The organism is Bacillus sp. IS1 (genome assembly GCF_032461585.1).
GTDB classification, from domain to species: Bacteria; Bacillota; Bacilli; order Bacillales; family Bacillaceae; genus Bacillus; species Bacillus velezensis.
Genome location: NZ_JAWCWR010000001.1, coordinates 1,196,634 through 1,217,219, shown reverse-complemented (window position 1 = coordinate 1,217,219; position 20,586 = coordinate 1,196,634). Strand labels below are relative to the sequence as shown.

The window sequence follows — 20,586 nt, the reverse complement described above, 5'->3', positions numbered from 1 at the left end:
GGTGTTAACATGATTAGAGGAATCATTATCGCTGTTCTCGGTGTCGCGATCGCCGCAACCGGATATTGGGGATATAAAGAACATCAGGAAAAAGATGCGGTCCTTCTGCATGCGGAAAATAATTATCAGAGGGCTTTTCATGAATTGACGTACCATGTAGATCAGCTTCACGACAAAATCGGGACGACGCTTGCGATGAACAGTAAAAAATCTCTGTCTCCGGCGCTCATTGATGTATGGAGAATAACATCTGAAGCTCATAACAATGTGAGCCAGCTGCCGCTGACTCTCATGCCTTTTAATAAGACGGAGGAGTTTTTATCAAACATAGGAGATTTCAGCTATAAAACATCCGTCCGGGATTTAGATCAAAAACCGCTTGATAAGAAAGAATATACAACACTGAACAGCCTGTACAAACAGGCGGAGAACATTCAAAACCAGCTCCGCAGCGTTCAGCATCTCGTCATGAGCAAAAATTTACGGTGGATGGATGTTGAGATGGCGCTCGCCTCTGACAAAAAACAAAGCGATAATACGATCGTCGACAGCTTTAAAACAGTCGAAAAAAATGTAGGCGCTTTTTCTGAAGACAGCATCAGCCCCACATTTACGGGAGCAAATACAGAACGAAAAGGTTTTACGCATCTGAAAGGAAAACAAATTACAGAAAAAGAAGCGGTCAAAATCGCGCAACGGTTTGCGCCTGATCATAATTATTCAATTAAAGTGGTCAAAAGCGGCAGGAAGACGAATCGGGACGTATACAGCATCCGCATGAAAGACGCCGACAACAAGTCTTTTATCTATATGGATATTACCCAAAAAGGCGGACATCCGGTCTATTTGATTCAAAAACGGGCCGTGAAGAAACAAAAGATCAGCCTCAATGAAGCATCTAACCGGGCCGTCGCGTTTTTAAAGAAAAATGGATATGAAACAAAAGGCCTCGAAATTGATGAAAGCGCGCAATATAATAACATCGGCGTCTTTTCTTTTATCCCAGTAGAGAAAAATGTCCGCATTTATCCGGAAGCCATCCGAATGAAAGTGGCGCTGGATGATGGTGAAGTCGTCGGTTTTTCCGCGCGTGATTACCTGGCGGCGCACCGCACGAGAACGATTCCGGCTCCCGCTTTGTCAGCTGATGAAGCGAAAGCGAAGCTGAATAAAAATGTTGAAGTGCGGGAGACCCGGCAGGCGCTGATCACGAATGAACTCGGTCAGGAAGTGCTTTGCTACGAAATGCTCGGGACGATCGGAAAAGACACGTATCAAATGTTCATTAATGCGGACGATGGAAAAGAGGAAAAAATAGAAAAGTTAAAAAGTGCAGAACCTATATATAAAGACCTATAAAAATAAAGGAGGAAAGGACTAAAAGTCTTTTCCTTTTTTTCGTTACATGCTTTAATAAAAGCATAAAAAATGAAAGAGTGAAGGCCCATGATAGCTGTCGGAGATTATATTTGGATTGAATACATAGAGAACAATGAGCCCAAAAAAGCGAGGAGCAAAGCAGTAAGCGTTGAAAACGGCGAACTGCACATCTCATATCCCGTCGATCTGGATTCGGGACGGACGGTCTTTTTGCATAAAGGATTGGAAATAACAGCGGAATTTATGGGGAATGGCCAAGTGCCGTATCAATTTAAAAGCATAATCAAAGGAAAGAAAAAAGACCCCATCCCGATGATCGGATTGGACATCCCCCCTCAGGAGGAAATGAAGCGGATTCAAAGACGCCGCTACGTCCGTGCAGACGCAGTATTGGATGTATCCGTCAAAATGGAAGCGAAAAAAACCGCTTTCCAAACGGTTTCCTCTAATATCAGCGCCGGCGGAATCGCTGTTGTGATGCCTGAGCATATTTCCGCGGAACCAGGTGAAAAGCTGTATGTCTCATTTTCTCTTCCCGGCAAGGGAAATACGGCGGATATTACGGCCGAGGCTGTTATCCAGCGGATTTTTTATGATGAAAAGGCGGATAAACAAAAAATGACGCTTGAATTTGCAGAAATCGCTCCCGCTTCACAGCAGCTTTTACTCCAATATTGTATGCGCGCACAGCTGCAGCAGAGAAGAAACAGTCTGTCGGAATAAACGGCAGCGCACTTTTCCATACTAATCCTAATGGAGGTGCGCGTGTATGAAAACGTTTGAACGTCTGCTGGTCAAATTGGTCTGCATTCAGCTTATCATTTTGGGCGCGGTGCAGTTTTTGCTTCATTATCAGCCTATTGAACCTTATATTTCGAAAGCTGTGAAATATGAGGGAGTTGATAAAATGGAGAAAAAAGAATGGATTGAAACGGTAAAGCGGTAAATCAGCTCAATTTTTTCGCCCCTTTTCCGGCAGTTCATGATACAATCCATAGAGGAGTAAAGAGCAAGGAGAGAGATTATGGACAAGAAATTATCAATTGCGATCGACGGGCCGGCCGCTGCCGGAAAAAGCACCGTTGCTAAAATAGTGGCTGAGAAAAAATCATATGTGTACATTGATACAGGAGCGATGTATCGTGCCATTACATATACGGCGCTCAAGCAGAATGCCGATTTAACTGATGAAGCCGCGCTTACAGAGCTGCTGAAGCGTACGGAAATTGAGCTTGTATCCGCTCCGGAAGGACAAATCGTTCTGGTAAACGGAGAAGATGTGACAGAAGAAATCCGAAAAGACGAAGTCAGCAACCAAGTATCAATCGCCGCCAAGCATAAAGGCGTCAGAGAAGAAATGGTCAAAAGACAGCAGCAGCTCGGAGAAAAAGGCGGTGTCGTCATGGACGGCCGTGATATCGGTACTCACGTGCTGCCTGATGCCGAAGTGAAAATTTTTCTGCTCGCGTCCGTAGAGGAAAGAGCGAAGCGCCGATATGAAGAGAATAAGAAAAAAGGCTATGACGTGAATTACGAGACGCTCATTGAAGAAATTGCCAGACGCGACAAACTCGATTCAGAGAGGGAAGTTTCCCCGCTGCGCAAAGCGGAAGACGCGATTGAAATCGATACGACGTCACTAAGCATTGCCGAAGTCGCAGGAAAAATTCTGGAGATCGTTGAACAGAAATCACGTTAAGCCCGGGCGGAGCGCTTTATAATTTTTTTCGAAAGACAAGATGTTATTGCTTGACAAACCAGTCCATTTATTAGAAGTTAATACTAATAAAACTTTTTATTGATCATTCAAAATCTTTTTTGGATGATTCTTTAATACATATTCGGCTGAAAAGCGGACATTCACATGTTCAGCTTTCAAACCGTATTAATTAAGCTGTGTAGGTTTGGACCAAGGAGGTTATTCAAATGACAGAGGAAATGAATCAAATTGATGTTCAAGTGCCAGAGGTTGGAGATGTAGTAAAAGGGATTGTGACAAAGGTAGAGGACAAGCATGTAGATGTCGAAATTGTCAATGTCAAACAGTCCGGAATCATTCCAATCAGTGAATTATCAAGTCTTCATGTAGAGAAAGCATCGGATGTCGTAAAAGTTGACGACGAGCTTGACCTGAAAGTAACAAAAGTGGAAGACGATGCTTTGATTTTATCTAAACGTGCCGTTGATGCTGACCGCGCTTGGGAAGACCTTGAAAAAAAATTCGACACAAAAGAAGTGTTTGAAGCTGAAGTGAAAGATGTGGTGAAAGGCGGTCTCGTCGTTGATATCGGCGTTCGCGGCTTCATTCCCGCATCACTTGTCGAAGCTCATTTCGTCGAGGATTTCACTGACTATAAAGGGAAAATCCTCTCTCTTATCGTCGTTGAACTCGACCGTGATAAAAACCGGGTGATTCTGTCACACCGGGCTGTAGTGGAAAAAGAACAGACAGCCAAAAAGCATGATTTTCTCCAAACGCTTGAGGTTGGAAGCGTGCTTGAAGGAAAAGTGCAGCGTCTGACTGATTTCGGCGCATTTGTCGACATCGGCGGAATTGACGGGCTTGTTCATATTTCGCAGCTGTCTCATTCACACGTCGAAAAACCGTCTGACGTGGTGGAAGAAGGTCAGGACGTAAAAGTGAAAGTACTGTCCGTAGACCGCGATAACGAGCGTATTTCTTTATCTATTAAAGAAACGCTGCCGGGACCTTGGAGCCAGATCGGCGAAAAGGTAAAACAGGGAGATGTGCTTGAAGGAAAAGTGCAGCGCCTTGTAAGCTTCGGCGCCTTCGTTGAAATTCTTCCGGGCGTGGAAGGACTTGTGCACATTTCGCAAATTTCCAATAAACATATCGGAACGCCGCATGAAGTGCTTGAAGAAGGACAGACTGTTAAAGTGAAAGTGCTTGACGTGAACGAAAGCGAAGAGCGCATTTCCTTAAGCATGCGTGAGCTTGAAGAAGCGCCGAAAGCCGATCAGGAGGACTTCCGCCAATACCAGGCGAAAGAAGAGCCGAGCACCGGCTTCCAGCTTGGCGATTTAATCGGAGACAAGCTTAATAAATTAAAATAAATTGGTGATAAAACGTGACACGAGCAGAACGAAAAAGAGAACATATAAATCATGCGCTGTCTACCGGCCAAAACCGGGAAACGGGGCTTGATGATATTACGTTTGTTCATGTCAGCCTACCGAACCTAGCATTGGAAAAAGTGGATATATCAACGAAAATCGGCGGACTCACAAGCAGTTCGCCGATTTTTATCAATGCGATGACAGGCGGCGGCGGACAGCTTACATACGAAATTAACAGATCGCTGGCAAGAGCCGCGCGCAAAGCCGGCATGCCGCTGGCTGTCGGTTCGCAAATGTCAGCTTTAAAAGATCCCTCCGAACGGTATTCTTACGAGATCGTCAGAAAAGAGAATCCGGACGGGCTGATATTTGCCAATTTAGGCAGCGAGGCGGATGCCGAGCAGGCGAAAAGAGCAGTTGATATGATTCAAGCAGATGCCCTCCAGATTCATTTAAATGTGATTCAGGAGATCGTCATGCCAGAGGGTGACAGAAGCTTTACTGGCGCTCTCGGCCGTATTGAGCGGATTGCGGCGGAAGCGGGAGTGCCCGTTTTTGTCAAAGAAGTCGGCTTCGGAATGAGCAGGGAATCGGCACGGCAGTTATTTGATGCCGGCGCAGCAGCAGTTGATGCCGGCGGATACGGCGGTACAAATTTCTCTAAGATCGAAAACATGCGCAGAGAGAAGGCGCTTCAATTTTTTAATACGTGGGGAATTTCCACTGCCGCAAGCTTAGCGGAAATCCACTCGCTCTCCGCTGATCAATCAATTATCGCATCCGGCGGGCTGCAAAGTGCCCTGGATGTCGCCAAATCGATTGCCCTCGGCGCTTCCAGCGCGGGAATGGCGGGCACTTTCCTGAAAGCTCTCACTTCTAAAGGAGAAGAGGGCCTGTTTGACGAGATGACGGCGCTTTTACAAGAGCTGAAAATGATTATGACCGCCCTCGGATGCCAATCGGTTGCCCAATTGCAAAAGGCGCCTTTGGTCATAAAAGGTGACACACATCACTGGCTTTCTGAACGGGGAATTGACACATCACGTTTCAGCAGACGTTAAAAGGCATGCGGACCCGCATGCCTTTTTCTGTTTTTTACGATTTTCTTTTTCGGAATTCCCCGTTTTGCTCAAGGCTTGTCGCTCCTTTATGGTGAATCGAATCATCGCGATCAGATTCCACTCGTCGGGAGGCTTTCAGTTTTTTCTCCTGTCTGTCTTTTCCCATCCTTATCCGCTCCTTTCAGGCATAATTGGTTTAAAAAATGCGTTCCCGCTCCATACTGATCAGAGGAGGAGCGATTATGGAACCGTTTTATTATTACTGGTCAATGTGGTTTTTATGGATACTTGCGACTTTTATTTTTGCCAAAACGAAAAGCCGTTTTTACGTATCAGTCTTTATTTTGACTAATATGATGGCAAGCATACATCAGATTACGGCTTATTTTACGCTGAATGCGGCATATGTCTTGTTTTTTACTGCGGCATTTGTTTATGCGGGAAGCCTCGGCATGCATAAACGGCTCCGTAATATTGTGATTCATCTGACGGCGTCTGCGGCGTACGGCTTTATTTTTCTTTTTGCATTATATGATCCTGTTTGGTTTATCATAAAACCTGAATGGGCGGCGGTTATACTGCTTACCGTTATTACGCTTTCCGTTGAGGGGCGGTTCCCTGAGAGGCTTTGTCTTTTTGTTCTCGGCATGTGCCAGGGGGAGCTATTGTATGCTGCGGTCATCCGCAATATTGCGGGTGCGGCAGCCGTCGGTGATTATAAATGGCTTTCAGGCTGTTCGGCGGGAGTGATTCTGCTCGTCGGGCTGACTACATATGAACAGCTTGCGGCGCGCATCAGCCAAAAAAGCAAAAAGCAGGGCAAAGGAGCGACAAAAATGTCTTGAAAACAGACGAAGACTGTTACATGAATGCGAAACATTTTGAAGAATACATTGTGATCTCAGTGAAAACTGATATAATAAATGAGTTAAGCCCTTCTGTTTGAAGGGTTCTTTTCATAGCGAAGATGATTTTTAATAACCGGTTGAACAATTTTTTGTGAAAATGTAAGCGGCTGGATTGAAAGGAAGGGTACTATGGGTAAACCTGTCGTAGCCATTGTCGGAAGACCGAATGTGGGAAAATCCACAATCTTTAACCGGATTGCGGGTGAAAGAATTTCAATAGTAGAAGATACCCCCGGAGTGACGCGGGACCGGATATACAGTTCGGCGGAATGGCTGAATTATGATTTTAACCTGATTGATACGGGCGGAATTGATATCGGAGACGAACCGTTTCTGACACAGATCCGCCAGCAGGCTGAAATCGCCATGGACGAGGCTGATGTGATCATCTTTATGGTGAACGGCCGCGAAGGTGTGACGTCTGCTGATGAAGAAGTGGCAAAAATACTGTACCGGACAAAAAAACCGGTCGTATTAGCCGTTAATAAATTAGATAATACCGAAATGAGAGCGAACATCTATGACTTTTATGCGCTCGGCTTTGGAGAACCGTATCCGATTTCGGGCACACACGGTTTAGGATTGGGAGATTTGCTCGATGCTTGTGCCGAGCATTTTAAAAACATTCCGGAGACGAAGTACAGTGATGATGTCGTTCAATTCTGCCTGATCGGCCGCCCGAATGTCGGAAAATCATCCCTTGTCAATGCGATGCTCGGCGAAGAGCGGGTTATCGTGAGCAACGTAGCCGGAACGACTAGAGACGCTGTGGATACGGCGTTCACCTACAATCAGCAGGAATTTGTAATCGTTGACACGGCGGGAATGAGAAAAAAGGGTAAAGTATATGAAACAACAGAAAAATACAGTGTGCTTCGGGCGTTAAAAGCCATTGACCGCTCAGCCGTCGTCGGGGTTGTGCTGAATGCAGAAGAAGGCATCCTTGAGCAGGACAAGCGGATCGCCGGATACGCCCATGAAGCCGGGAAAGCCGTCGTCATTATCGTAAACAAATGGGATGCCGTTGATAAAGACGAGCGCACGATGAAAGAATTTGAACAAAATATTCGGGAACATTTCCAATTTCTTGATTATGCGCCGGTGCTGTTTATGTCGGCACTGACGACAAAGCGGATTCATACACTCATGCCTGCGATTATTAAAGCGAGTGAAAACCACTCTCTCCGCGTGCAGACAAATGTCTTAAATGATGTCATCATGGATGCGGTCGCCATGAATCCGACTCCGACGCACAACGGCTCCCGTCTGAAAATTTATTATGCGACTCAAGTCGCTGTTAAGCCGCCGAGCTTCGTTGTTTTTGTCAACGATCCGGAACTGATGCATTTTTCTTATGAACGCTTTTTAGAAAACCGAATCCGGGACGCTTTCGGATTTGAAGGTACGCCAATTAAAATATTTGCAAGAGCAAGAAAATAAAAAGGTGTGATACAGAGATGAAAAAAGTGGCAATGCTTGGAGCGGGAAGCTGGGGCACTGCACTTTCTTTAGTGCTGGCTGATAACGGACATCAAGTTATGATGTGGGGACACCGTGCCGAATTGATCGATCAAATCAACGAACTGCATGAAAACAAAGATTACCTGCCGGGGGTGGAGCTATCAAGTTCTATCATCGGGACAGCTGATTTAAGCGAGGCTTTAAAAGGAGCGGACTTCATCATTGTGGCAGTTCCGACAAAAGCCATTCGGGAAGTGCTGAAAAAGGCTCTGCCGTACATCCCGAAACAATCGATTTTTGTTCATGTCAGCAAGGGAATTGAGCCGGATTCGCTTCTCCGTATTTCAGAATTAATGGAAGAGGAGCTGCCTGAGGAGTACAGAAAAGACATCGTCGTGCTTTCAGGGCCGAGCCACGCTGAGGAAGTCGGATTAAGACACCCGACGACTGTTACATCATCTTCAAAAAATATCAAGGCTGCAGAAGCGGTTCAGGATTTATTCATGAACCAGCATTTCCGCGTCTATACCAATCCGGATATGATCGGTGTTGAAATAGGGGGAGCGTTAAAGAATATCATCGCTCTTGCAGCGGGGATTACAGACGGATTGGGATACGGAGATAATGCAAAAGCGGCCTTAATCACCCGAGGTCTTGCTGAAATCGCCAGACTCGGCACAAAGATGGGCGGAAATCCGCTCACCTTTTCCGGCCTGACCGGCGTAGGCGATTTAATCGTGACGTGTACAAGCGTTCATTCCCGAAACTGGCGCGCCGGCAACCTGCTCGGCAAAGGATATAAGCTGGAAGCTGTCCTGGATAAGATGGGGATGGTTGTTGAAGGCGTGCGGACGACGAAAGCTGCGTATCAGCTGTCTCAAAAATACCAAGTGAAAATGCCGATCACAGAGGCGCTTCACCAAGTATTATTTAACGGGCAGAAGGTAGAAACGGCCGTAGAATCCTTAATGGCCAGAGTGAAAACCCATGAGATGGAAGACTTGGTCAACACATTCGAAAACCGGGTGAAGTGACAATAACATGCCGTCAGCATATTCTGAAGTGACGAAAGTCCAAAACGCAGAACTCTCCGGCTGAAATCGCTTAAAACATTTGCTGATTTAGGCAGAAGAGGATGCAGACGTACGCATCTACGCATACTATAGCATCGAAGTCCAAGAGAGTGTATCTCAGACGTACAGGTGAATATAGTCAACTTGACTGAAGCAAAGTCCCCCTCTTTGCTTCAGTTTTTTTGTTTTTTCAATAGATGGAAAACCTGTTGATCTTTTCAACATTTGTATATTAAAATGAAATATAACGCTTACAATGATGGGACGGGGGGCACGAACGTGAGTGTGGCATTGATGAAAATGTGGTTTGCGCTTGGTGCTATGGGATTAATGTTTGTTGCGGTGGCCTCTATTTATGTCAGCAGGTACAAAGTGAAAAACAAACTGATAAAAGCAGCGGTTTCTTCACTCGCTTATGCCTGCATGGTCATCTCGGGATTGATCGTGTTAATGGTCGTTTTCAGCGGGCCTGTCAATGAATAAAGCCGAAAGGGGGCGCGGAATGCATAAGTTAAAAATGGCCGTCATAACGGCAATGGCGGTGCTTCTGCTGTCCGGCTGTCTGTACCCTGAAGCGAAAAAAACTGAAAATAAAGTATCTTACAAACATCAGCTTCAGCAGGTGCAAGCGGCAGTGGATGAATTTAAAAAGGCGAACGGCGGACTTCTGCCGATTCAGACAAAAGATATGAAAACACCGCTCTATCAAAAATATCCGATAGATTTTAAGCGGCTCGCGCCCAGATACATAGAGGAGCCGCCGGCCTCAGCTTATGAAAGCGGAGGAATGTACCAATACGTGCTTGTCGATGTGGAAAATAAGCCGACCGTCAAGCTGGTCGATCTTCAAATGGCGGAAGCAATCCGCGACATGAAGCTGCGTGTCAAAATGTATCAGGAAAAGCATACATATCCTCCCTATGAGGACGCCGTTTCAAAAGGGCTGTTCACTTTAAATAAAAAAAAGCTCGGCATGAAAGACTCTCCTTCAGTCAAAAGTCCGGTTTCAGGCACGTCTCTGCCGCTTTTAATCGGCGCTGACGGAGAAATCTATGCCGACTATCGCGTCGATCTAGCCCGCTGCCTGAAGGAAAACAAAAAGAAAATCAAACCGGGCGCGGAAATTCAGGATATTTTATGGAAAGAGACTCCTTTCGTCCCGGCCTTTTCAGTCACATACACCGTAAATGAAAAACAGGAACCCGTTTTTTTAGAAAGTCAAACGAAACAGGAATGAACCTTTTTCCCGCGCATACAAATAGGGAGAAAGGTTTTTTTGATTTTGATAGAAAAGACTGCCTGAAAATTTTCTAAAGATGTCATATTGAAATAGGACAACGTCATACACATATAGTGTCCTGTATTTGATTGGAGAATGGTGAATGAAAAATGATAAGGATAGGAAGTCCGGGAGGGGATCACTTGGAAAAGGTCGATATTTTCAAGGATATCGCTGAACGAACAGGGGGCGATATATACTTAGGAGTCGTTGGCGCTGTCCGTACAGGGAAATCTACATTCATTAAAAAATTTATGGAGCTCGTGGTGCTCCCGAATATCAGCAATGAGGCCGATCGAGCGCGGGCGCAGGATGAGCTTCCGCAAAGCGCAGCAGGAAAAACGATAATGACCACAGAACCAAAATTTGTCCCGAATCAAGCCATGTCCGTTCATGTCGCAGAAGGACTTGATGTCAACATCCGTCTTGTGGATTGTGTGGGATATACGGTTCCCGGGGCGAAGGGATATGAGGATGAAAACGGCCCGAGAATGATCAATACACCTTGGTACGAAGAACCGATTCCCTTTCATGAGGCAGCGGAAATCGGTACGAGAAAAGTCATCCAGGAACACTCCACAATCGGGGTCGTCATTACGACAGACGGCTCAATCGGCGATATTGCGCGGGGCGATTACGTGGAAGCGGAAGAAAGAGTCATCGACGAGCTGAAGGAAGTCGGCAAACCGTTTATTATGGTCATCAACTCGGTAAAACCGTACCACCCGGAAACAGAAGCGCTCAGAGCTGAATTAAGCGCGAAATATGATATTCCCGTCCTCGCCATGAGTGTTGAAAGCATGCGGGAAACAGATGTGTTAAGCGTCCTCAGAGAAGCGCTTTACGAGTTCCCTGTGCTGGAAGTCAATGTCAACCTTCCGAGCTGGGTCATGGTGCTGAAGGAAAATCACTGGCTCAGAGAGAGCTACCAGGAATCAGTGAAAGAAACCGTAAAAGATATTAAACGCCTGCGCGATGTCGACCGGGTTGTCGGCCACTTCAGTGAATTTGAGTTTATTGAAAGCGCCGGTCTGGCCGGAATCGAACTTGGCCAGGGTGTCGCAGAAATTGATTTGTATGCGCCGGATCATTTATATGACCAGATTTTAAAAGAAGTGGTCGGCGTTGAAATCCGCGGGAAAGACCACCTGCTTGAATTAATGCAGGACTTCGCCCACGCGAAAAAAGAATATGATCAGGTATCAGATGCGCTGAAAATGGTGAAACAGACCGGCTACGGCATTGCCGCCCCGGCCTTAACCGATATGAGCCTTGATGAACCGGAAATCATCAGGCAGGGATCAAGGTTCGGAGTAAGGCTCAAAGCGGTCGCTCCGTCCATTCATATGATCAAAGTGGATGTGGAAAGTGAATTCGCGCCGATCATCGGGACGGAAAAACAAAGTGAAGAACTTGTCCGCTACTTAATGCAGGACTTTGAAGATGATCCGCTTTCTATCTGGAACTCCGATATTTTCGGCAGATCATTGAGCTCTATCGTAAGAGAAGGAATCTCCGCAAAACTGTCACTCATGCCGGAAAATGCGAGATATAAACTGAAAGAAACGCTGGAGAGAATTATTAACGAAGGCTCAGGCGGCCTGATCGCCATTATTTTGTAAGCTGAAGGACCTCTTCCTGAAACGGGGGGTCTTTTTTTATTCTTTTTAGATACTGGAAATCAATCAAGGATTAGGAGGAAAAAAGCAAAAAAAGGAATATTTGTTCGGTAAAACACGTGAAAACCTTGACGAGCAAGGGATTGAGGCTTTAAAATGCTTGATATGGCTTTTTATATGTGTTACTCTACATACAGAAAATCTTCACTTTGTTGGACAAACATTCCTCAAAGTGTCTGTTTTCTTATGAAAAGCCGTTTACTTGTCTGTTCTTCCCTGCTTTGATTTTTTATCAGACAGGTTTAGAATCAGGCTGAACTGTGAAGAAATGATAATAAACTGCTGATTTGATACCCTTTTGGGAGGAGGTGAAAGGCATGAACAAGACAGAACTAATCAATGCGGTTGCTGAAGCAAGCGAATTGTCTAAAAAAGACGCTACAAAAGCAGTTGATTCTGTTTTTGATACGATTTTAGATGCACTTAAAAACGGTGATAAAATCCAACTGATCGGTTTCGGTAACTTTGAGGTGCGCGAGCGCTCTGCACGTAAAGGACGTAACCCGCAAACAGGTGAAGAAATCGAAATCCCTGCAAGCAAGGTACCTGCTTTCAAACCAGGTAAAGCTCTTAAAGACGCTGTTGCAGGAAAATAATTGTGAATATAGATCGTGTATGCATCTGATACATACACTTTGTTTCTTCACAGAAAAGCCCCTTGATAAAGGGGCTTTTCATATTTAAGCAGCCTCGGTCACCGGGCAGGACTTTCGTTTTGCTTTTGGCGCGGCAAATGTGCTAGAATCGAAATTAAATGTATTCAATGGTGGAGGACACAGACAATGAAAGAAGTTAATAAAGAACAGATTGAACAGGCGGTTCGCCAGATTTTAGAGGCGATTGGAGAAGACCCGGACCGGGAAGGGCTTTTAGATACGCCGAAACGCGTGGCAAAAATGTACGCGGAAGTATTCTCGGGATTAAATGAAGACCCGAAAGAACACTTTAAAACCGTTTTCGGAGAAGACCATGAGGAGCTTGTTCTTGTAAAAGATATCGCGTTTCATTCCATGTGTGAACATCACCTTGTTCCTTTTTACGGAAAAGCGCATATTGCCTACATTCCGCGCGGCGGCAAAGTGACGGGCCTGAGTAAATTGGCGCGGGCGGTGGAAGCCGTCTCAAAACGCCCGCAGCTGCAGGAGCGCATCACTTCAACGATTGCCGAAAGCATCGTAGAGACCTTAGATCCCCACGGCGTCATGGTTGTCGTCGAAGCTGAACATATGTGCATGACGATGAGGGGCGTAAGAAAGCCGGGTGCAAAAACAGTGACTTCCGCTGTAAGAGGTATTTTTAAAGATGACGCAGCGGCGCGTTCCGAAGTGTTAGAACATATTAAACGTGCGGATTAATAATGATAGAGGGTGCAGATATGAATTCAAAGCATTCAAGTGATTTTGTCGTCATTAAAGCGGTCGAGGACGGCGTGAACGTCATCGGTTTAACGAGAGGAACGGATACGAAATTTCACCATTCCGAAAAACTGGACAAAGGCGAAGTGATTATCGCTCAGTTTACTGAGCATACCTCTGCCATCAAAGTGAGAGGCAACGCCCTCATCCAGACCGCTTACGGAGAAATGAACAGCGAAAAAAAATAAGCCGGCTGTTTCCCGCTTTTGCCAAATGCCCGCAAACGGCGGGAGAATACAGCCAATTTCTTTTTTTTATGCTATAATGATACCTGCGTATAATAATGACGAGTAAATCTCATACATATTAGAATAAATGTGAATTTGGGGACAAGGGTGATATTTTTGCAAGACATCTACGGAACTTTAGCGAATCTAAATACGAAATTAAAACAAAAGCTGTCTCATCCTTATTTAGCGAAACATATTTCTGCGCCTAAAATCGATGAGGATAAGCTTCTTCTTTTTCACGCTTTGTTTGAAGAGGCGGACATTAAGAACAACGACAGAGAAAATTACATAGTAACTGCGATGCTTGTCCAAAGCGCCCTTGATACCCACGATGAAGTGACAACAGCCAGAGCGTTAAAGCGAGACGAAAATAAAAACCGGCAGCTCACCGTGCTTGCCGGCGACTATTTCAGCGGACTGTATTATTCGCTTTTATCTGAAATGAAGGATATCTATATGATTCGGACGCTCGCTACGGCAATTAAAGAAATCAATGAGCATAAAATCCGTCTGTACGATCGGTCTGTCAATGACTTGAATCAATTGATCGAAAGCATGGCGATTGTGGAAGCAGCCCTGTTTCACAGAGTGTCAGACCACTTTAATCTTCCGCGCTGGAAAGAGCTGGCGAGTGATTTTTTTGTATATAAGCGGCTGATGAACGGCAATGCTATATTTCTCGATGTCATCGGCAATATTGTAAAGTCAGGGAAATCAAAGGCTGACATAATGGAAGATAGCTTCCGAAAGGCAAAGCAAAGCATTGAAACGCTGCTGCCGCTTAATTCACCAATCCAAAACCTAATGCTGAATCGGCTTAAGGCGATCAGCCAGGACAAAACATATCATCAGAAAGTGGAAGAAGGGTAATCAACATGCAGGAGTCAAAAGAACAGCGCGTACACGGCGTGTTTGAAAAAATCTATAAAAATTATGACCAAATGAACTCTGTTATCAGTTTTCAGCAGCATAAAAAGTGGCGCGATAAAACGATGCAGATCATGAATGTAAAAGAAGGCGCAAAAGCGCTTGATGTCTGCTGCGGAACGGCTGACTGGACGATTGCCCTCGCAGAAGCGGCCGGAAAAAGCGGCGAAATCAAAGGACTGGATTTCAGCAAAAATATGCTGAGCATCGGTGAGAAAAAAGTGAAAGAGGGCGGTTACAGCCAAATTGAGCTTTTGCACGGCAATGCGATGGAGCTTCCTTTCGCTGATGATTCTTTTGATTTTGTCACCATCGGCTTCGGGCTGCGAAACGTTCCCGACTATCTGACCGTGCTGAAAGAAATGCGGCGGGTCGTCAAACCGGGCGGGCAGGTCGTATGTCTGGAAACATCCCAGCCGGAAATGTTCGGATTCAGACAGGCATATTTTCTTTATTTTAAATACATCATGCCTTTCTTCGGAAAAATGTTTGCGAAGAGCTATAAAGAATATTCTTGGCTTCAAGAATCGGCAAGAGAATTTCCCGGTATGAAAGAACTTGCGCGTCTGTTTGAAGAAGCGGGCCTGACGAATGTCAAATACCATTCGTTTACCGGCGGAGTGGCCGCTACGCATATCGGTTGGAAATGATGAATATACAGATGTTTGGGTGAATGATATGAAATTTAAAATGGCCTATTCTTTTTTAAATGACGATATTGATGTGATCGAAAGGGAGCTTGAGCAGACGGTGCGGTCAGACTATCCCTTGCTGAGTGAAGCCGGGCTCCATCTGCTCCAGGCGGGAGGCAAGAGGATCCGCCCCGTTTTCGTATTGCTTTCCGGCATGTTCGGCGACTATGACATTAATAAAATAAAATATGTTGCGGTGACGCTGGAAATGATTCATATGGCGTCCCTCGTGCATGACGACGTCATTGATGACGCCGAGCTGCGGAGGGGAAAACCGACCATCAAAGCCAAGTGGGACAACCGCATCGCCATGTATACCGGTGATTATATGCTTGCGGGCTCACTTGAGATGATGACGAGATTGGATGAGCCGAAAGCCCACCGGATCCTGTCCAAAACCATCGTAGAAGTATGCCTCGGAGAAATTGAACAGATCAGAGATAAATACAATATGGAGCAAAACCTCAGAACCTATTTGCGCCGCATCAAACGGAAAACGGCTCTTCTCATTGCCGTCAGCTGCCAGCTCGGCGCCATCGCTTCGGGAGCTGATGAGAAGATTCATAAAGCATTATATTGGTTCGGTTATTACGTGGGCATGTCCTATCAGATTATTGACGATATTCTTGATTTCACTTCAACGGAAGAGGAACTGGGAAAACCGGTCGGAGGGGATCTGCTGCAAGGAAATGTCACTCTGCCCGTTTTGTACGCGCTCCGTCAGCCTGAATTGAAAAATCAGCTGAAATTAATTAACAGTGAAACAACACAGGAGCAGCTCGCCCCCATTATTGAAAATATTAAACGCACAGACGCGATTGAAAAATCAATGGCCGTCAGTGACAGGTACTTAAAAAAAGCGTTTGAAAAACTGAATACACTGCCGAGAGGACGGGCGCGCTCATCATTGGCCGCCATCGCCAAATATATCGGCAAACGGAAATTTTAAATTCCTTTTACGAACAAGATGTGAACATTCTCCGCCCTGGATTGATTAATTGTCAGAAAGATGTTACGATTTCGGTGTGCAACTTGAAAGCCTATACATAATGATGGGGTGGAGAATCTTATGGAAAAAACTTTTATCATGGTAAAACCGGACGGCGTACAGCGCCAGCTGATCGGAGAGATTTTATCCAGATTTGAGCGTAAGGGCTTACAATTGGCAGGAGCCAAGCTAATGCAAGTTTCAGAACAGATGGCTGAAAACCATTATGCTGAACATAAAGGGAAGCCGTTTTTCGGCGAGCTTGTGGAATTCATTACATCAGGACCCGTATTTGCAATGGTATGGGAAGGGGAAAATGTAGTAGAGATCACAAGACAGCTGATCGGAAAAACGAACCCGAAAGATGCACTGCCGGGCACGATCCGCGGTGACTACGGCATGTTTGTCGGCAAAAATATCATTCACGGTTCAGACTCCTTAGAAAGCGCTGAGCGGGAAATTCACATTTTCTTTAAACAGGAAGAGCTTGTACCGTATCAAAAATTAATGGCCGACTGGGTGTACTAAGCCGTCAGCCTTTCTTTTTCTCGTATTATGAAAAGGTTTACATCATTTATGAAAGACAGAGGCTGCGCCGCCCTGTCTTTTCGTTTCTCACAAATCAGCCCGCGGGCTGATTTTTTTATTGAAATCGTACAATTTCGACAGAAAACAGGCTATACTAGGACAAAAGACAGCGAGATTGGGAGAGAAGCAATGGAGCCTTACGACATTTTTATCACCAAGTGGAAACAAATAACCGGTGTTGATTTATCTTTATACAAAGAAGCACAGATGAAAAGGCGGCTTACGTCCCTTTATGAAAAGAAGGGGTTCAGAGATTTTCAGGAATTTGCCGCCGCTTTGGAAAAGGACAAGCTTTTATTAAACGAAACATTGGACAGAATGACGATCAATGTTTCTGAATTTTACCGAAATTATAAACGGTGGGAAGTTCTTGAAACCTCAATTCTTCCGTTAATAAAGCATAACAAACCGTTAAAAATATGGAGTGCGGCCTGTTCAACGGGAGAGGAACCCTATACTTTGGCTATGATTCTCAATCAGCAGACGGAATTGGCCGGATTTGATATATTGGCGACAGATATTGATGAAAAGGCGCTCAGCAAAGCCAAGCGGGGCATCTATCAGGAACGCTCGCTGCAAGAGGTGCCGGCTTCCGTGAAAAGCCGTTATTTCACCAAGCAGGCTGACAGCAGCTATCAAGTAAAACAAGAGATTCAGAAAAACATCCGGTTTAAGCGGCACAACCTGCTTGCCGACAGCTATGAACAGGATTTTGACCTGATCGTCTGCCGCAACGTCTTTATTTATTTTACTGAAAAAGCAAAAGAAGAGCTGTATGTGAAAATGGCGGGCAGTCTGAAAAAGAACGGAATTCTGTTTGTCGGCAGTACAGAACAAATTTTCAGCCCGGAAAAATTCGGCCTTGAGAGCACTGATACATTTTTTTATCAAAAAAGATAGAAGACATTTAATGAAAACTTGTGTTATAGTTTTACTTAAAAGCGTTAATGCGATGAAGGGAGAAAAAAGAAATGAGATACTTAACAGCCGGAGAATCACACGGTCCGCAGCTGACGACAATTATAGAAGGTGTGCCTGCGGGGCTTTATATAACTGAAGAAGACATTAATTTTGAGCTTGCCAGACGTCAAAAAGGGCACGGCCGCGGACGCCGCATGCAGATTGAAACGGACAGAGCGAAGATCACGAGCGGCGTGCGGCATGCCCGGACACTCGGTTCACCCATCGCGCTCGTTGTAGAGAATAAAGATTGGACCCACTGGACAAAAATTATGGGCGCCGCACCGATTACAGAAGAAGAAGAAAGTGAAATGAAACGCCAGATTTCAAGACCGAGACCGGGACACGCAGATTTGAACGGTGCTATTAAGTATAATCACCGCGATATGAGAAATGTGTTAGAACGATCTTCCGCGCGTGAGACAACGGTTCGCGTGGCTGCCGGAGCCGTCGCTAAAAAGATTTTAGCGGAGCTTGGCATTAAAGTCGCCGGGCATGTCCTGCAAATCGGCAGCGTAAAAGCAGAGAAAACCGATTACACATCCATTGAGGATCTCAAACGGGTAACGGAAGAATCACCGGTCAGATGCTACGATGAAGAAGCTGGCCGTCAAATGATGGCAGCCATTGATGAAGCGAAGGCAAACGGCGACTCGATCGGCGGAATCGTTGAAGTGATCGTCGAAGGTATGCCGGTCGGTGTCGGAAGCTATGTCCACTATGACCGTAAGCTGGACAGCAAGCTTGCTGCTGCCGTTCTGTCGATTAACGCGTTTAAAGGCGTAGAATTCGGCATCGGTTTTGAAGCGGCCGGCAAAAACGGCAGTGAAGTTCATGATGAAATCGTATGGGATGAAGAGAAAGGCTATACACGCGCCACAAACAGGCTCGGAGGATTAGAAGGCGGTATGACGACGGGAATGCCGATTGTCGTCCGCGGCGTTATGAAACCGATCCCTACTTTGTACAAGCCGCTGAAAAGCGTCGACATTGAAACGAAAGAACCGTTTACAGCGAGCATTGAACGTTCAGACAGCTGCGCGGTTCCGGCAGCAAGCGTAGTGGCTGAAGCAGCAGTGGCCTGGGAAATCGCAAATGCCGTCGTAGAACAATTCGGGCTTGACCAGATCGACCGCATTAAAGAAAATGTTGAAAACATGAAAAAACTATCGAGGGAATTCTGATGAAAGAGCTTGAGGTTCGGACAGCTTCCTCCGCATATCCCGTGTATATCGGTGAAGGCATAAGGAAACAGGCCGCTGCCCTTTTGTCTTCACTGAACAGGCCGCTGACAAAGATCCTTCTCATCATCGATGCTGAAGTTGACCGGCTTTACGGTGATGAGATGTTCCGGCTTTTAAACGAAACATGGCCTGTGAAAAAAGTGATCGTTCCAAGCGGAGAAGAAGCGAAGTCTCTAAAAGAGTATGAACGGATTCAAACGGAAGCGATCGCTTTCCATATGGACCGCTCCTCATGTATGATCGCCTTCGGAGGCGGCGTGACGGGTGATTTGGCCGGCTTTTGCGCAGCAACTTTTATGCGCGGAATTGATTTCATTCAAATGCCGACGACACTGCTTGCCCATGACAGCGCGGTCGGCGGCAAGGTGGCCGTCAACCATAAACTCGGAAAGAACTTAATCGGCGCGTTTTATCAGCCGAAAGCGGTGATTTACGATACGGAGCTACTGAAAACCCTGCCGGAACAAGAGCTGAGATCGGGTATGGCTGAAGTGATTAAACATGCGTTTATCGCCGATCATGCTTTTTTAGAAAAACTTCTCACGTTTGACACGTTGCAAGGACTGACAAGCGCTGAGCTGAATGAAATGATTTATAAAGGAATTTCAATCAAATCGGCCGTCGTGCGTGAGGACGAAAAGGAAGAGGGGATAAGAGCTTTTCTGAATTTCGGCCATACGCTCGGCCATGCCGTTGAGGCGGAATACGGCTACGGCCGGATTACACATGGAGATGCGGTCGCCCTCGGCATGCAGTTTGCCCTTTACGTGAGTGAACAGGTTGCGGGATGCAAGATGAACAGAAAAGAACTCACGCAATGGCTGATTGGGCTCGGCTACCCGGGAAGCATCAGACAAGATATTGAAACGCCGGTTCTCTCCGCCCGGATGATGAATGATAAAAAAACGCGCGGAGGCATGACACAGTTCATCGTGTTAAAGGAATTAGGCGAAGCGCAGGACTGCATGCTTTCAAAAGATGAGCTCGAAAATTTGCTGAACAAATGGCGAATGGAGGAAACAGCATGATGATACGCGGCATTCGCGGAGCAACAACGGTGGAACAAGACACCGAACAAGAAATTTTAGAAAAAACACAGCAGCTGCTTGAAAAAATCATTGAACAAAATGGATGCAAGCCGGAAGACGTTGTGCAGATCCTGTTATCCGCCACGCCTGATATCCATTCCGTATTTCCGGCAAAAGCGGTCCGCCGCCTTTCCGGGTGGCAGTACGTCCCGGTGACGTGCATGCAGGAAATGGATGTCACCGGTGCTCTGCAAAAGTGTATCCGTGTCCTGATGACGGTTCAGACGGATGCGCCTCAGGATGAAATCAAGCATGTCTATTTAGAAAAAGCCGTTGTGTTAAGGCCGGATTTATCATTGACAAAAAATACTGACATGTAATACGATAAACAAAGCTTAGAAATACACAAGAGTGTGTATAGAGCTGGTAAGTAAGATATTGAACAGTTGAGTTTAGAATAGGGTAGCAGAGAATGAGTTTAGCTGAGCTGAGATAAACACGTTTTTATTCTGCCCAAAAGAATCCTTTCTTTTGGGTTTATTTCTTATACGCAAGACTCCTCTCACTCTTCATCTCATTCTCCTTACCGTAAGGA

Annotated in this window: 24 protein-coding genes; 23 read left to right on the top strand and 1 reads right to left on the bottom strand. The window is 45.7% G+C overall.

Features of this window, described 5'->3' with window-relative positions:
* Positions 1-9: 9 nt before the first annotated feature.
* From ypeB to fni, 6 genes are all read left to right on the top strand, one after another.
* The gene (gene ypeB, locus RUW00_RS05890) at positions 10-1,359 is read left to right on the top strand and encodes a germination protein YpeB (protein WP_007409448.1); all 1,350 of its coding nucleotides are present in this window, start codon (positions 10-12) and stop codon (positions 1,357-1,359) included.
* Positions 1,360-1,446: 87 nt separating this feature from the next.
* Positions 1,447-2,103 carry a flagellar brake protein gene (locus RUW00_RS05885; protein ID WP_022553026.1) on the top strand — a complete coding sequence of 219 codons (657 nt, stop codon included), beginning with the start codon at positions 1,447-1,449 and terminating at the stop codon, positions 2,101-2,103.
* A gap of 46 nt (positions 2,104-2,149) precedes the next feature.
* Positions 2,150-2,326 carry a YpfB family protein gene (locus tag RUW00_RS05880; RefSeq protein ID WP_003153420.1) on the top strand — a complete coding sequence of 59 codons (177 nt, stop codon included), beginning with the start codon at positions 2,150-2,152 and terminating at the stop codon, positions 2,324-2,326.
* A 78-nt stretch (positions 2,327-2,404) separates the two neighbouring features.
* Positions 2,405-3,079 (top strand): (d)CMP kinase, encoded by a 675-nt coding sequence (gene cmk, locus RUW00_RS05875; protein ID WP_061862337.1) that lies wholly within the window; start codon positions 2,405-2,407, stop codon positions 3,077-3,079.
* A gap of 227 nt (positions 3,080-3,306) precedes the next feature.
* A complete protein-coding gene (gene rpsA / locus RUW00_RS05870; RefSeq protein ID WP_315956545.1) occupies positions 3,307-4,455 on the top strand; it encodes a 30S ribosomal protein S1 in 1,149 nt (382 codons plus the stop codon).
* Between the two features lie 14 nt (positions 4,456-4,469).
* On the top strand, positions 4,470-5,519 hold the full coding sequence (gene fni, locus RUW00_RS05865) for a type 2 isopentenyl-diphosphate Delta-isomerase (RefSeq protein WP_022553027.1): 1,050 nt from the start codon (positions 4,470-4,472) through the stop codon (positions 5,517-5,519).
* Positions 5,520-5,553: 34 nt separating this feature from the next.
* On the opposite strand, the gene RUW00_RS05860 is transcribed toward fni, so the two are convergent.
* Positions 5,554-5,685, bottom strand: a complete 132-nt coding sequence (locus RUW00_RS05860) for a YpzI family protein (protein ID WP_003153429.1) — start codon at positions 5,683-5,685, stop codon at positions 5,554-5,556.
* 76 nt (positions 5,686-5,761) lie between these two features.
* Here RUW00_RS05860 and RUW00_RS05855 point away from each other — a divergent pair, with 76 nt between their 5' ends.
* The 17 genes from RUW00_RS05855 to aroH all read left to right on the top strand — a co-directional run bounded on the left by RUW00_RS05855 (position 5,762) and on the right by aroH (position 20,371).
* Entirely contained in the window at positions 5,762-6,364 is a 603-nt protein-coding gene (locus tag RUW00_RS05855; RefSeq protein WP_123117299.1) for a YphA family membrane protein, read from the top strand.
* 192 nt (positions 6,365-6,556) lie between these two features.
* Positions 6,557-7,867, top strand: coding sequence for a ribosome biogenesis GTPase Der (gene der / locus RUW00_RS05850; RefSeq protein ID WP_280145282.1), 1,311 nt, complete (start codon positions 6,557-6,559; stop codon positions 7,865-7,867).
* 17 nt (positions 7,868-7,884) lie between these two features.
* Positions 7,885-8,922, top strand: a complete 1,038-nt coding sequence (locus tag RUW00_RS05845; RefSeq protein ID WP_003153434.1) for an NAD(P)H-dependent glycerol-3-phosphate dehydrogenase — start codon at positions 7,885-7,887, stop codon at positions 8,920-8,922.
* A 318-nt stretch (positions 8,923-9,240) separates the two neighbouring features.
* Entirely contained in the window at positions 9,241-9,444 is a 204-nt protein-coding gene (locus RUW00_RS05840) for a DUF2768 domain-containing protein (RefSeq protein ID WP_003153435.1), read from the top strand.
* 19 nt (positions 9,445-9,463) lie between these two features.
* Positions 9,464-10,198 carry a hypothetical protein gene (locus tag RUW00_RS05835; RefSeq protein WP_003153436.1) on the top strand — a complete coding sequence of 245 codons (735 nt, stop codon included), beginning with the start codon at positions 9,464-9,466 and terminating at the stop codon, positions 10,196-10,198.
* A 185-nt stretch (positions 10,199-10,383) separates the two neighbouring features.
* Positions 10,384-11,862 (top strand): stage IV sporulation protein A, encoded by a 1,479-nt coding sequence (gene spoIVA / locus RUW00_RS05830; RefSeq protein ID WP_003153438.1) that lies wholly within the window; start codon positions 10,384-10,386, stop codon positions 11,860-11,862.
* A 374-nt stretch (positions 11,863-12,236) separates the two neighbouring features.
* Entirely contained in the window at positions 12,237-12,515 is a 279-nt protein-coding gene (gene hbs / locus RUW00_RS05825) for a non-specific DNA-binding protein Hbs (RefSeq protein WP_003153447.1), read from the top strand.
* 186 nt (positions 12,516-12,701) lie between these two features.
* Positions 12,702-13,274, top strand: coding sequence for a GTP cyclohydrolase I FolE (gene folE / locus RUW00_RS05820; protein ID WP_003153448.1), 573 nt, complete (start codon positions 12,702-12,704; stop codon positions 13,272-13,274).
* A 20-nt stretch (positions 13,275-13,294) separates the two neighbouring features.
* Positions 13,295-13,522, top strand: a complete 228-nt coding sequence (gene mtrB / locus RUW00_RS05815) for a trp RNA-binding attenuation protein MtrB (RefSeq protein ID WP_003153449.1) — start codon at positions 13,295-13,297, stop codon at positions 13,520-13,522.
* Positions 13,523-13,678: 156 nt separating this feature from the next.
* Positions 13,679-14,434 carry a heptaprenyl diphosphate synthase component 1 gene (hepS, locus tag RUW00_RS05810; RefSeq protein WP_007409455.1) on the top strand — a complete coding sequence of 252 codons (756 nt, stop codon included), beginning with the start codon at positions 13,679-13,681 and terminating at the stop codon, positions 14,432-14,434.
* 5 nt (positions 14,435-14,439) lie between these two features.
* On the top strand, positions 14,440-15,141 hold the full coding sequence (gene menG, locus RUW00_RS05805) for a demethylmenaquinone methyltransferase (protein WP_003153453.1): 702 nt from the start codon (positions 14,440-14,442) through the stop codon (positions 15,139-15,141).
* A 28-nt stretch (positions 15,142-15,169) separates the two neighbouring features.
* Entirely contained in the window at positions 15,170-16,132 is a 963-nt protein-coding gene (hepT, locus tag RUW00_RS05800) for a heptaprenyl diphosphate synthase component II (RefSeq protein ID WP_003153454.1), read from the top strand.
* Positions 16,133-16,252: 120 nt separating this feature from the next.
* On the top strand, positions 16,253-16,699 hold the full coding sequence (gene ndk, locus RUW00_RS05795; protein WP_007409456.1) for a nucleoside-diphosphate kinase: 447 nt from the start codon (positions 16,253-16,255) through the stop codon (positions 16,697-16,699).
* Positions 16,700-16,888: 189 nt separating this feature from the next.
* On the top strand, positions 16,889-17,659 hold the full coding sequence (locus RUW00_RS05790; RefSeq protein WP_280145281.1) for a protein-glutamate O-methyltransferase: 771 nt from the start codon (positions 16,889-16,891) through the stop codon (positions 17,657-17,659).
* A 71-nt stretch (positions 17,660-17,730) separates the two neighbouring features.
* Positions 17,731-18,903, top strand: a complete 1,173-nt coding sequence (gene aroC, locus RUW00_RS05785) for a chorismate synthase (protein WP_003153459.1) — start codon at positions 17,731-17,733, stop codon at positions 18,901-18,903.
* Positions 18,903-19,991: a 3-dehydroquinate synthase gene (aroB, locus tag RUW00_RS05780; RefSeq protein WP_280145280.1), complete on the top strand. Its 1,089-nt coding sequence runs from the start codon at positions 18,903-18,905 to the stop codon at positions 19,989-19,991. The genes aroC and aroB overlap by 1 nt, the downstream gene beginning before the upstream one ends.
* The gene (aroH, locus tag RUW00_RS05775) at positions 19,988-20,371 is read left to right on the top strand and encodes a chorismate mutase (protein WP_061862332.1); all 384 of its coding nucleotides are present in this window, start codon (positions 19,988-19,990) and stop codon (positions 20,369-20,371) included. Before aroB ends, aroH begins: the two co-directional genes overlap by 4 nt.
* The last annotated feature ends 215 nt before the right edge of the window (positions 20,372-20,586 follow it).